This is a genomic window from Kitasatospora sp. NPDC004531, assembly GCF_053602195.1.
Window position 1 is genome coordinate 1 of record NZ_JBSGDD010000134.1, and the last position, 12475, is coordinate 12475.

Sequence of the window (12475 nt, forward strand, 5' to 3'; positions counted from 1 at the left end):
GGCTTTTACTACTACTGAGCCACTGCGCACAGATCGACCGTGAAACGCTGAGAACAACGCTCCCGCACGCCCCGGTCCCCACAGCCCCGCACTACGCGGGGACCGGGGCGTGCGGCAGGGTGCAGGTGATCTGCTTGCCGAGGGCGGTGGGGGTGACCGTCCAGCCCGGGGCGAGGGCGTCCAGGATCCACAGGCCGCGGCCGTTGCCGGTGCGGGGGTTGTCCGGGGGCTCGGTGGAGCGGCTGGGCAGGACGGCGGGCTCGGGGTCGTGGACCTGGACGACGATCTCGCGGGCGGTGGCGGCGAGCAGGACCACCACCGGCGCGTGCGGGCCGCACAAGCGGACGGCGTTGCCGACGAGTTCGCTCGCCACCAGCCGCGCCGCCTCGGCGTCCTCCTCGGCGGCGCCGGCCGAGGTGACGGCCTTGAAGACCCGGGCGCGCATCTCGACCAGGTGTTCGGCGCTGGCGTTCATGTGCAGGACGAAGCCGTCGGGGCGCGGCGAGAGATAGAAGCCGCACGTGCCGGGGTCGGACGCGTGCGGTGCGGGGGCGAGGACTTCGGACATGGTGGCTCCCGGGCGGCAGGGCAAGCCGCCGGCCGCAGGGGTGGGGCTCGCGCAAGGCAGGCAGAGGCAGGTGCCACGAGGCGCGACCGGACGGTCACGTCGTGCTACCGCGAGCCAGCATGCCGCCCCGGTCCACAGTCGGGCAATATGCCCAAGCGGATTTCCCCCGATCAGGTTGCTGGGCGGTTGCGGCGCGGTGTTGACTGACGCCCATGGCGAAGCGGAACCCGGCCCCGAAGTCCGTGTATCGACGTCAGCTCGCGTCCAGACTGAAGGAGTTGAGAGACGACCGCGAGTTGACGCTCACTCAGGTGGCCGAGGTGGTGGAGGTCAACCAGAGCTCGCTGAGCCGGATCGAGAACGGCGACCGGGGCACCACCCCGCTCCTGGTGAAGGCGCTGCTGGACTGCTACCAGGTCACCGACCCCGCCGAGCGGGCCGACATCCTCGACCTGGTGCGCGCCGACCAGGCGCAGCGCCAGCAGTGGTGGAAGAAGTACTCGGGGGTCATCAACGCCACCCGGTACGGCGGCTACCTCGCGCTGGAGTCCAGCGCCACCAGCCTGCGGTGCTACGAACCGCAGTTGATGCCGGGCCTGTTGCAGACCGAGGAGTACGCGCGGCGGGTCATCACCGAGATGCGGGTGGACCTGACGGCCAAGCAGGTGGACGCGCTGGTGACGGTGCGGATGGAGCGGCAGGCGAAGGTGCTGGGCCGGGCCGACGCCCCGAAGCTGTGGGCGGTGATCGACGAGGCGGCGATACGGCGGATCGGGAGCAACCAGGCCGTGCTGAAAGGGCAGTTGACGCACCTGCTGGACGTCTCGCCGAGTCCGGGCCTCACCCTGCAATTGCTGCCTTTCTCGACCGGATTCCATCCCGGGCTGTACGGATCGTTCGTGCTCATGGGCTTTCCGGATGCGAATCCGGACGTCGTGTGGGTGGAGAATGGCCCCAACTCGGTGTACTTCGAGGGATCCGAGGATGTGGAGCGCTACACCGAGGTCTTCGACCACCTGCGGGCCCGTGCCCTCGGCCCACCCGAGACCCGCAGCCAGATCAGCAAGATCATCAAGGAGCTGTGAAAGTGAGCACCACCAAGCCCGTCCCCGCCGAACTCGACTTCTCGGCTGTCGTCTGGGAGAAGTCCCCGTTCAGCGGGGGCCACGACAACTGCGTGGAGTTCGGCGTGGTCGGCGCGTTCATCGCCGTCCGTGACTCCAAGAGCCCGGAGCAGACGCCTCTCGTCTACACCCGCGACGAGATCCGGGCCATGGTCCAGGGCGCCAAGGCCGGCGCCTTCGACCACCTGATCTGACGGCCGTAACCCACCGGACGCCACGGCCCCGCAGCCCGCCCCACACCCCGGAGCGGCTGCGGGGCCGTTTCCGACTCTCCGTCAGTTCACCCGTCCCAGTGATCTTTTGAGCCCGGCCTCCGACCTTGGAATCCGCGGTCCCGGCGATGGGCTCGGCGGGAGGCGGCCGACGGCGCCGGCGGCGAGCCGGAGCCGCGACGTCGAGCCTTCGAGAGGTGCCGAGGGGGGTGCCGGAGGCGTTACGGTACCCGCCGGGGGCGGGCGGTACGAGGAGGGGAGAGCCGTGCTTCTTCCGCATCAGCGGCAGTACGCGCAGGCGAGGTGGCGCGCCTTGCTGGACGGTAGTTCGGGCGGGGAGTTCGAGAAGCTGTTCCACCGGCTGATGGAACTCAGCGACGACGGCTACGTGCCGGTGGCCACGCACGGGAATCTCGGCGATCTGGCCGCGGACGGTCTCGGGCTCGCCGGGCGCAGACTCTATGCGTGCTACGCGCCGGAGACGGTCGACGCGGCCCGAGTCCGGTCGAAGTTCCGCCGGGATCTCGCCGGTGCGCTCGCCAAGCGCTCCGGCCAGTTCGACACCTTCGTGTTCGTGCACAACATGAAGCGCGGCGTGGAACCGGTGATCAGCGGACTGCTGGCCGAGGCCCAACGGGAGCACGTCGGCATCGACTTCGAGCAGCTCGGGCCGAGCAAGCTCTGGCATCGGGCGATGTACCTGGACGTGCTCCGGTTGGAGACCCTGCTGGGCGAGAGCATTCCGGTGCACGAGGTCGCCTACGGCGTGGGGATGGCCGAAATCGAGCCGCTGCTGCGGCATTTGGCGGACAACCGCTCGCACGGAACGGCCGGCCCGGGGCCGATCCCGCTGCCGAGCACCCGGAAGGCGGACTTCAACCGGCTCACCGCCAGGTCCCAGGAGGTCCTGCGGCGTGCCCGGCCGTACACCTACCAGGTGAGCCGCTACTACCAGGGGCTGTTGGACGTCAATGAACGCGACGAGGTGGCCGAGGACTTCGCCGCCCACTACCGGTTGTTGCGGGCCGAGCTCGGGGACAACCCGGACGACATTTTGTGGCAGATGCAGGGCTACGTGCTCGGCCAGACGCGGGCGACCTGGGAGCGTTCGGACGCGGCGGACGTCGTCCTGACCTACTTCTTCGAGGAGTGCGACATCTTCGAGGTCCCGCCTCCGGGTTGGCTGCCGCAAGGGCTGCCGGACGCGGCACCGACGGAACGGAGACCTGGTGATCACACCGACCAAGGGCATCGCGCCGGACCGCGCGCTGCTGGCCATCGGGGCTCAGGTCGCCCTCCAGCTGGATCGGCCGCTGACCGTCAGTCAGGCCTGGGCGCGACTGCGCGAATGGCGGGCGGACCACGGACATCCGTCGCCGGTGTCGTTCGGCTGGTTCGTCCTCGCGCTGGACGTCCTGCACGCCTTGGGCGTTCTCGACCTGCACGGTGACCTGTTGACCTTGAGGAGGGCCGGTGCTGAGGCGACTGAGCGCTGACGACCGCCGCTTCAGGACGGTGGAGTTCCGGCCCGGGCTCAACCTCCTGGTCGCGACCAGTGTGGCTGACGCGAGGGCCACCGACAGCCGCAACGGTGCGGGAAAGTCCAGCGTGATCGAACTGCTGCACTTCCTGCTCGGGGCACGGGCGGACCGTGGCCAGCTGGCCATGCAGCGTGAACTGGAGCGCATCACCTTCACCCTGGAGATGGACTGGCCCGGCGAGGACCGGCCGATCCGGATCGACCGACGCGGCGGGAGCTCCGCGAAGACGGTGCGGCTCCAGCCGGACGTGAGCGGCGCGGGCGGCGCGCTCTTCGCGGCGGATCACACGACCGTGCCCGTGGCCGTGTGGCAGTCCCTCATCGAGACGCGGTTGTTCGGGGTGGTCGGTGAGCATCCGGGCGTCAGCGGCAGAGCGCTGCTGTCGTTCCTGATCCGCCGCGTCGGCGATCACGGGTTCAACGAAGCCACCCGGAGCTTCGCCCGGCAGCCCGAAGCGCAGTCCACCCCCAATCTGGCCCACCTGCTGGGGCTGGACTCCGATCTGGCGGCCCGCTACCAGGAACTCGCCGCCCGAAAGGCGACCAGGGACCAGCTGAAGAAGGCGGTGGACGACCCGGTCTGGGGCCGCGTCGTGGGGAAGACCGCCGACCTGCGCGGCCGGATCGCCGTGCAGGAGTCGGCCATTGGCCGGCTGAAGACGCAGATTGCCGAGTTCCGGGTGGTGCCGCAGTACGAGGAGATCAAGCGGCAGGCCGACGAACTCAGCCGCCGTATCCGCGACCTGGGCGCCGAGGATGCCGTCGATCGGCGGAACCTGGACCACCTGGAGAAGTCGATCGAGGAGGCGGAGGATCCCGAAGTCCGCTACCTGGACCAGGTCTACACCGACCTCGGAATCAGCCTCGGCACGCAGGTCAAGCGGCGCTTCGAGGAGGTCCGGGACTTCCACCGGGCCGTGGTGCACAACCGGCGCAGCTACCTGGCGGACGAGATCGCAGCGACCCGTGCGCGGATCGCCGACCGGGTGGCGGAGCGGAACCGGCTGGGCGGGGAACTCGCTGAAAAGATGCGCGAGTTGGCGGAAGGGGGCGCGCTGGAGGCGCTCACCACCCTGCAGCAGGCCCTGGCCCAGGAAGAAGCGGCGCTGGGTGCGCTGAAGCACCGCTACGAGGCCGCGCAGGCGGTGGAGACGAGCAGCAGGGAGATCGAAGCGGCCCGCATCGACCTGATCCGGGCCGTCGAGCTGGACGTCGTGGAGCGGCGCCAACAGATCGACCGGGCCACGGTGCTGTTCAACCGATACGTCCACCGACTCTACGGAGCGGGGCGCCTGTCCTACCTGTCCGTCGAGGCGGGAAGGACCAGCCTGAAGATCACCCCCAAGATCGACAGCGACGTCAGCCAGGGCATCAACCGAATGGCGATCTTCTGCTTCGACCTGACGCTCGCCGTCCTGGCACACCGCGACGGCCGCGGCCCCGACTTCCTGGTGCACGACAGCCACCTGTTCGACGGCGTCGACGAGCGGCAGCTGACCCGCGCGCTGGAACTCGCCGCCGAGGTCGTGGACGCCGAGCGGATGCAGTACGTGGTGACCATCAACGAGGACGAACTCGCCAAGGCCGAGTCCTGCGGCTTCGACGCGGCCCCCTACGTGATCGAACCCCGGCTGACGGACCGGTACGACGAGGGCCGCCTGTTCGGGTTCCGCTTCGACCGGCGTACCTGAGCGTGTCCCACCGGCGGGAGCGGGGGTTTACAGGGCGAGGTCGGCGAGGAGGAGGTCGGCGAGGTGGGCGGGGGTGGATTCGCCGTTCAGGAAGACGGTGTCGGGGGGCATGGCGGTCTCGGCGGCGCGGCATTCGGGGATGCGGGAGCGGCACCAGGCGCGGATCCGCTCGTCGCGGGCCGGGTCGTCCGGGGTGACGCTGCGTCCGGCGATCCGGGCGAGCAGGGTCGGTTCGGGGACGCGGAGGAAGTAGTGCCGGGTGGGGACGCCCGCCTCGGCGAGGGCGCCGAAGATCTCCGCCAGGTAGGCCGGGCGCACCAGGGTCATCGGGACCAGCACCGGCCGGTCGTACTCGGTCACCAACCCGGCTGCCAGGGAGGCGACTTGGCGTCGCCACAGCGGCAGGTCCTGGAAGTCGGCGGGCGGGTCCGGCACCACCTGCCGCAGCACGAAACCGACCTCCTCCGGGTCGAACACCAGCGCCTCGGGCAGCCGCCCGCGCACCTCCTCGACCAGCGTGGTCTTCCCGCTGCCGAACGCCCCGTTCACCCAGACGATCATGCCTGTCCTCCGCTTCGTGCCGCCCCCGCTCCCCGTCACCACGCTCCCGACCGCCCGGAAGGTTCCGGTCGAACGGACGTACCCGCACCTCCAGTAGGCTGACCGCCGCCGGAGAAGGGGCCGGGGCACGCCGCCCGCCCCGCGGAGGGGGCCGGCGCACGGGGACGGACACGAAGGACAGCGCGAAGAGTGAACGGCGCAGCAGCGATCAACGGCGACGAGCAGCCCACCGGCCGGCCGGACGCCTGGCGGTACCGGTTCGACGAGGGCACCGACCCGGCCGGACGCGTCCCCGTCCACGCGGTGCGGGGCAATTGGCCGCCCGGCCCGGACGCCGCCTACCGGCCGCACCCGCGCCACCGCCGCCCGCTCGCCGACCCCCACCCCGCCGACGCGCCGCCGCCCGGCCTGCCCCCGCTCGGCGCGGGCCGCCGCCCCGCCGGCCGCGCCCTGCTGGCCTGGCTGGAGGACACCCGCGGCCCGCGCCTGTGCCGGGTCGCCGGGGCGTCCGGCAGCGGCCGCACCCACCTGCTGACCTGGCTCGCCGCCGCCTGCCCGCCCGACCACCCCCGGCCCGGACGCCGCGTCCACGCCCTGCTGGACGTCGAAGGGCTGACGGTGCGTTCGGCCACCGCCCGGCTCGCCGACCTGCTCGGCCTCACCGCCGGCCACCCCGCCGACCTGCTCGAAGCGCTCCAGGACGGCGCCCCGCGCACCGTCGTCGTCACCGATCTCGACCGGGCCGGCGGTCCGGGCCTGCCCGGCACCCCCGAACGGGTGGCCGCGGAACTGCTCGCCCCGCTGCTGTCGATCCCCTGGCTGCTGCTGGTGGTCGAAGCCGCCGACGGCCCCGCCGCCGACCTGCTCACCGCCGCCGCGCCCAGCGGCGCCGTCCTCGACCTCGACCAGCCGCAGTGGACCGACCCCGCGCAGTACGGCGCCTGGTGCGGCCGGCTGACCGGCCACCCGTTCGACCCGGCCGCCACCCACCCCAGCCCGGGGCTCGCGCAACTCGCCGCCCGCACCCCCGGCGCCGTCCTCGACCCGGCCCGCACCCCCGCCGAACGCGCCGCCGCGCTCGCCGACACCTGGTGGGCCGCCCTCCCCGACGCCGAACGCGGCGCGCTCACCGCCCTGTCCACCGCCGACGGCCCCGTCAGCACCGAACTGTGGGCCACCCTTCCCGGCGCGGGCGGCGAGGCGACCGTCAAGTCCGCGGCCGACCTGCTGCCCCCGCCGCCGATGGCCGACCGCTGGCGGCTGCGCCCCGACGAGGTCGCCGCCCGGATCGCCGCCGACCGCCCGCCCGTCGACCACGGCAGCATGATGTGGGAGGTCGCCGGCGGCATCCCGGTCCGCGCCGACGGCGGACCCGACCTCGCCGCCAGCGACCCCGAACGCCTCGCCCTGCTGCTGCGGCACGCCTGCGCCGCCGACCCGGCCTCGCCGCTGCTCGGCGAACTCGACCTGCTGCTGCACGCCGAACCCGCCACCGTCACCGCCGCGTTCCAGCGCGCCGAGGACGCCGGCGCACCCGCCGGCCCGCTCGCCGAGGCCTGGCGGCTCGCCGCGCCCGACCGTGCCGCCCTCGCCCGCCCCGCCGACCGCGCCGCCGTCCTGCACGCCTGGCTCACCGGCCGCGACGCGACGGCCGCCGCGCACTGCGCCGCGCTCGCCGAGACCGCCGGGGCCCGCTGGAAGGCCGTCTGGAACCGGCCCGGCGTCGGCCCGTGCATGGTCGCGCTCGGCGTCGGGCCGCGCACCGGCTCGCTGCTGCTGTTCGACGGCGCGGCCCTGCACCTCGCGGACCCCGCCACCGGCGAACCCACCGGTGCCGCCACGCCGTTGACCTGCCGTCACCCGCGCGCCCTCACCGCCACCCCGTTCGGCGGCGCGCTGCTCCTCGACGCCTCCGGCGCGCTGTGCTCCCTCGCCGTGGACGGCGCGGTCGGCGCCCCGCCCGGCACCCTCGAAACCCTCGGCCCGTGCACCGCCGTCGCCGGCCACCACGACGCCCTCGTGCTCGGCCACCCCGACGGCCTCACCAGCCACAGCACCCTGTCCACCGGCCGCACCCACCGCCCCGGGACGCCGCTGCACGACGGCCCCGTCACCGCCCTCGGCGTCACCGACGCGGACGGCGGCACGCTGGTGGTCAGCGGCGGCGAGGACGGCCGGGTCTGGACCTGGATGCCCGGCCGCCCCCCGCTGCCCGCCCCCGTCGACCAGCGCCCCCACCCCGTCACCGCCACCGCCCTCGGCGCCACCCCCGGCGGCCTGCTGCTCGCCGCCGCCTGGTCCGACGGCCTGCTGCGCCTGCGCCGCTGGGGCGAGCGCCACCGCGGCGCCGACATCCGCCTCGGCTCCCCCGTCCGCTCCCTCGCCGTCACCCCCGACGGCCTGGTCCTCGCCGCCCTCCCGGAGGCCGTCCTGGCCCTTGCGCTGGTCGGCTGACCGGGGGCCGTCGACGCTGGTCGAGGGCCAAATCCGGTTGTCCGCAGGAGGGTTGGTCGGAGAGGATGGCTGGATGCTTCGAGGCGAGAAGATCGGGCTGCGCGCCCGCACGGACGAGGACATGCCGATCCTGCATCGGGAGCTCACCAACGACGTGGCGGTCGCCGCGCGGAGCGAGGGGCGGCCGTGGCGGCCGGTCGCGGAGGGGACCAAGGAGCGGCCGAACGAGGACGATCCGAACAATGCGGTGTTCGCGGTGGTCGAGCTGGAGACCGGCGACCTGATCGGGGTGGCCAGCTGCTGGGGCATCGACAACCACAACCGCTCCGCGCACCTCGGGCTCGGGCTGCTGCCGGCGGCGCGGGGGAAGGGGTACGGCGCGGACGCGGTCGCCACGCTGTGCGTGTACGGGTTCACGGTGCGGGGGCTGCAGCGCCTCCAGGTGGACACGCTGGTGGACAACCACGCGATGATCCGGGCCGCCGAGCGGAACGGCTTCGTGCTGGAGGGCACCCTGCGGTCCTCGGCCTGGGTGATGGGCGAGTTCCTGGACCAGGTGCTGCTCGGTCTGCTGGCCCGGGACTGGGCGGCGGCCGGGCGGGGCTGACGGGAAGGCGCGGCGGGCCGGTCATGACGGGATGTCGTGGCCGGCCCTTCGGTGTGTGCGGGTGTACCGGATAGTCCAGCCGATCATGTGATCACCCTATGGTCGTGCGTTCCGGGTCGGATCCGGGTGTCGGCCGCCTCCACTGGGTTGGTGTACGTACGGTTCAAGAGGTCGGCCACCGCTGAAACAGGGTCGGGCGGAGGGCTGTGTTGAAAGAGTCCTGGAACGCGGCGATCTTCAACCAAACACAGGGAGCCCCACCATGTCCGGCTGCGGGGGGACCGAGTTTGATCACCGGAAGGACCTTCGGCGTCAACGGATCCGCCTGTCCTTCCCCTCGGCGGATGAGGCCCTACACACATCAAGTCCGACAGGAAATGAGGAACCGATGACTGACTACCGTGGCGGGGTCGATCAGGTGGAGAAGGAGTGCGCTGCCCTCGCGGGCCTGCCCGCGAACCAGCGACTCACCGAACTCGAACGCCTCTGCCGACGGACGGAGAAGATCCTCGGCCTCGCCGTCCTGGACACCGCGAGCGAGGTCTACGAGCAGGGCGACGACGCCGCGCTGCGCCGCTCCCCGTACGCCTACGGCTACCTGCGCCGCACCCTCGGCTTCGGGACCGAACACCGAACGGACGGTTGACCGTTGTACACCTACCAGTGCCGGACCCGCTGGGGCGACATGGACGCCTTCGGGCACATCAACAACCTGAAGGTGCTGCAGTACGTGCAGGAGGCGGTGTACTGCCTGCTGTACGACGAGAGCGAGGGCCAGGGGCTGTTCGAGGACGGCTTCATGATCGCCCGCCACGAGATCGACTACCGCACGCCGCTCTACCACTGTCCCGCGCCGCTGCCCGTGCAGATCTGGGTGGAACGTCTCGGCAGGGCGTCCATCACCACCACCTGCCAGGCGCGCCGCGACGGCGAGCCGGTCTTCGAGGCCCGCACGGTCACCGTGCCGACCGACGCCGGGACCGGGCGCAGCCGACCGCTGCGCGACGCGGAACGCCGGCACCTGAACCGCTACCGGGGCCACCCCACCGGCCCGCTGTCCACCGTCGCACCCGCCGGACGCGTCCCCGTCCCGCACACCGCCCGCCTCCGGGTGCCCGCGCTCGGCGGCCGCGCTTCCTGAGCACCCCCCGGGGAAGCAAACGGAGAACCCTTTCTGCTCTCCCCGGGGGCATGGCGCAACGGGCGGGCCCGGCCCGGGCAGCGACGCCCGGACCGGGCCGGGGCCGGTCTCAGCGAGCCCTCGGCGAGGCCCGAACGGGCTCGCCGGGCACCCCCGCAGGCGCGCCCCGGCCGTCCGGCGGCGGGCCGCCCGCAAGGGGTGGCGGAGGGGGTGGCGGCGCGGCCGCGCACGGGGGTGGCGGCGCCAGGAGCGGGTAGTGGGAGGGATCGTTCATGGGCACCATTGACCACGCGACGGGCCGCCCGGGCGGCGCAACCCGCCCGGCCGCACCGCCGTCAGCCGCCCAGCCGGGCGAACCGGCCCTCCAGACGCGACAGTTGCAGCGAGGTGGCCGGGGAGCGCAGCGCGTCCTGGCGTTCCCGGAAGCTGGTGTACGCCCGCCGGGCCTGGTGGATGTTGCCCGCGTCCAGCTCCAGGTGCGCCAGCTGGAGCAGCGACACCCCGATGGTGCGGTGCTCGCCCGCCGGCCGGGCCCGCAGCGAGGCCCGCAGGTACGACAGCGACAACTCGGTGGCCCGCAGCGAACGGTGGACCTGCGCCGCCTGGTACAGCAGGGCCGGCTCCGGGTACTGCTGCGGGCCGCCCTCGGCGGTCGAGCGGGCCGCCCACAGCTGGGCCGCGTCCAGGAAGCGCAGCGCCTCCGCGGACTGCCGCAGCCGGGCCGCCGCCACCGCCTGCTGCGCCAGCACGAACGCCCGCGCGCCCGGCGCCGCGTCCGCCGGCAGGTGCTCGGCGGCCGCGTCCGCCAGCCGGGACGCGTACGCCTGGTGCCCCAGCGCCCCCGCCTGGGTGCTCTGGTCGCGCAGCGCCATCGCCTGCGCCTGCCCGTCCTGCGCCTCCGCCGCCAGCCGGTACGCGAAGCGGTAGTGCCGCTGCGCCTCGCCGTGCCGGTTGTCGTCGGTGTAGGTGCGGCCGATCAGCCGCACCAACTGGGAGGCGGCGACCAGCAGTTCGCGGTGGCGCAGGTCGCTGCCGGAGGAGGTCAGCCAGGTCAGCACGTGGTCGCGCAGGTACCCGAGCAGCGGGCTGCGGGCGATCGCGCCGCCGTACCCGTCGTAGTGCCGCGCCCCGAACGCCGTCATCTCCCGCACCGCCTCGACCTGCCGGGAGCCCACCCGCTCCGGCCCGGAGCGGCGCGGCACCGGCGCGAAGCGGGTGGGCGGGACGGCGGGGGTGTTCGGCGCGGGCGGGGGAGCGGTGCGGGGCGCGGCGGAGGTGCTCGGCGCGGGCGGGGGAGCGGTGCGGGGGGCGGGCAGGAGGCGGATCCGGAACAGCGGAGGCTGAAACGTTTCGTCCTGAGAATCACCGGACGGGGGGCGGGAGTGCAGGCGGCGCAGGGCCGCCAGCGCGTCCCCCGGCTCCGGGTCGGCCTCCTCGCCGGGGGCCGACCCGGCGGGACGGAGGCCGAGCTCGGCGCGGGAGACCGGGCGGCCGAGGCGGCGCGCGAACGCCTCCTCCAGCAACTGCGGCCCCGGGTGCCGGGGCTGGGTGCCGGACAGCCAGTGCGCGACCGTGGTGCGGTCGTAGCCCACGCTGAACCCGCTCTCCCGGGCCACCTTCTGCAGCGCCGCCGCCAGGGCGGGCCCGTTCCAGCCGGCCTCCGCCATGCAGGTGCGCAGCGCGAGATTCGGTCCACGGACGTGCGGCATCGACAACTCCTCGGGCGGACCGCCGAGCGGCCGGCCCCCGGGTCAGCGGTCCCGGGGCGGCGGCCGGCGTCGGCGGCGTTTCGCTGAATGCCCCCTGTTCAACGCGCGGGAGGGGAAATCGGTGCGGTGCGGTCCGCCCGGGGTGCGGTGGGGTCCCCCCGGGGTGCGGTGCGGTCCGCCCGGGAGCCCGCCCGGGTCTACTCCGGGTGCGGCAGGTCGCGGCGGGTCGGCCGCTCCGCGAGCAGGCGCCGCAGCAGCGCGCCGGTGTCCAGGTGCCGGTGCTCCGTCCCCGGCGGCACCACCCGGTGGGACAGCGCCAGGAAGTCCCGCACCGGCGCGGACGGCGTGTGCAGCACGGCGGTGTGGCCGGGCGTGTTGAGGGCGATCGCCAGCATCCCCGGCTCGGCGGTGGACCGGTGGACCGTCACATCGCCGACCCCGGCCGACCCGCGCAGCCCCTCGGCGAGCAGCTCCCGGCCGAACAGCCAGGTGATCGGCTCCTCCAGGTCGGCGTGGCAGTCCAGGTGCACCGCGTACGGGTCGGCCCGGTGGTAGCGCAGCCGCGCCGGGACGGAGACCCGCAGGCCCGGGCACGGCGACACCACGACGTCGAGCAGCAGCACGCAGTCCGGCTCGTCGGCGTGCGGGAGCCAGGTGCTGGAGATGTTCTGACGACTCACCGGGTCTCCCTCGGGTGGCGGGGCTGGGGCGGGGCGCTGACGGACGGCCCGGGGGCGCGTTCCGGGGTGCGTTCCGGGACGGGCGCGGGGCCGCGTTCGCTCCTCCAGTGCGTCCTCGCGGGCGTCGGTCTTCGGGTCGATGTCGCCGAAGCTCTCCGCCACCAGCTCGGTCCGCTCCCAGCCCACCC

At 73.7% G+C, this 12475-nt stretch carries 12 protein-coding genes and 1 pseudogene; 9 read left to right on the forward strand and 4 right to left on the reverse strand.

Annotated features, from left to right (window positions below):
* Positions 1-91: 91 nt before the first annotated feature.
* Positions 92-568, reverse strand: coding sequence for an ATP-binding protein (locus ACWEMJ_RS31805; protein WP_452140602.1), 477 nt, complete (start codon positions 566-568; stop codon positions 92-94).
* A 212-nt stretch (positions 569-780) separates the two neighbouring features.
* On the opposite strand from ACWEMJ_RS31805, the gene ACWEMJ_RS31810 reads away from it, so the two are divergent.
* The 5 genes and pseudogenes from ACWEMJ_RS31810 (at position 781) to ACWEMJ_RS31830 (ending at position 5135) form a co-directional block, all read left to right on the forward strand.
* Positions 781-1653 carry a helix-turn-helix domain-containing protein gene (locus ACWEMJ_RS31810; protein ID WP_452140603.1) on the forward strand — a complete coding sequence of 291 codons (873 nt, stop codon included), beginning with the start codon at positions 781-783 and terminating at the stop codon, positions 1651-1653.
* Positions 1654-1655: 2 nt separating this feature from the next.
* Positions 1656-1886 carry a DUF397 domain-containing protein gene (locus ACWEMJ_RS31815; protein WP_452140604.1) on the forward strand — a complete coding sequence of 77 codons (231 nt, stop codon included), beginning with the start codon at positions 1656-1658 and terminating at the stop codon, positions 1884-1886.
* 790 nt (positions 1887-2676) lie between these two features.
* Positions 2677-3057, forward strand: a pseudogene (locus ACWEMJ_RS31820) (ABC-three component system protein); the annotation flags it as partial.
* Between the two features lie 76 nt (positions 3058-3133).
* The gene (locus ACWEMJ_RS31825; protein WP_452140605.1) at positions 3134-3400 is read left to right on the forward strand and encodes an ABC-three component system middle component 6; all 267 of its coding nucleotides are present in this window, start codon (positions 3134-3136) and stop codon (positions 3398-3400) included.
* A complete protein-coding gene (locus ACWEMJ_RS31830; protein WP_452140606.1) occupies positions 3378-5135 on the forward strand; it encodes an ABC-three component system protein in 1758 nt (585 codons plus the stop codon). The genes ACWEMJ_RS31825 and ACWEMJ_RS31830 overlap by 23 nt, the downstream gene beginning before the upstream one ends.
* 27 nt (positions 5136-5162) lie before the next feature.
* Here the strand turns inward: ACWEMJ_RS31830 and ACWEMJ_RS31835 are convergent, their stop codons facing one another.
* Positions 5163-5696: an AAA family ATPase gene (locus ACWEMJ_RS31835; protein WP_452140607.1), complete on the reverse strand. Its 534-nt coding sequence runs from the start codon at positions 5694-5696 to the stop codon at positions 5163-5165.
* Between the two features lie 189 nt (positions 5697-5885).
* On the opposite strand from ACWEMJ_RS31835, the gene ACWEMJ_RS31840 reads away from it, so the two are divergent.
* The 4 genes from ACWEMJ_RS31840 to ACWEMJ_RS31855 all read left to right on the forward strand — a co-directional run bounded on the left by ACWEMJ_RS31840 (position 5886) and on the right by ACWEMJ_RS31855 (position 9898).
* Entirely contained in the window at positions 5886-8150 is a 2265-nt protein-coding gene (locus ACWEMJ_RS31840; RefSeq protein WP_452140608.1) for a hypothetical protein, read from the forward strand.
* A gap of 73 nt (positions 8151-8223) precedes the next feature.
* On the forward strand, positions 8224-8757 hold the full coding sequence (locus ACWEMJ_RS31845; RefSeq protein WP_452140609.1) for a GNAT family N-acetyltransferase: 534 nt from the start codon (positions 8224-8226) through the stop codon (positions 8755-8757).
* 388 nt (positions 8758-9145) lie between these two features.
* Entirely contained in the window at positions 9146-9403 is a 258-nt protein-coding gene (locus tag ACWEMJ_RS31850; protein WP_452140610.1) for a hypothetical protein, read from the forward strand.
* A 3-nt stretch (positions 9404-9406) separates the two neighbouring features.
* A complete protein-coding gene (locus ACWEMJ_RS31855) occupies positions 9407-9898 on the forward strand; it encodes an acyl-CoA thioesterase (RefSeq protein ID WP_452140611.1) in 492 nt (163 codons plus the stop codon).
* 335 nt (positions 9899-10233) lie between these two features.
* On the opposite strand, the gene ACWEMJ_RS31860 is transcribed toward ACWEMJ_RS31855, so the two are convergent.
* Entirely contained in the window at positions 10234-11607 is a 1374-nt protein-coding gene (locus tag ACWEMJ_RS31860) for a hypothetical protein (protein WP_452140612.1), read from the reverse strand.
* Between the two features lie 197 nt (positions 11608-11804).
* A partial coding sequence (locus ACWEMJ_RS31865) for an SsgA family sporulation/cell division regulator (protein WP_452140613.1) occupies positions 11805-12475 on the reverse strand: 671 nt, incomplete at its 5' end.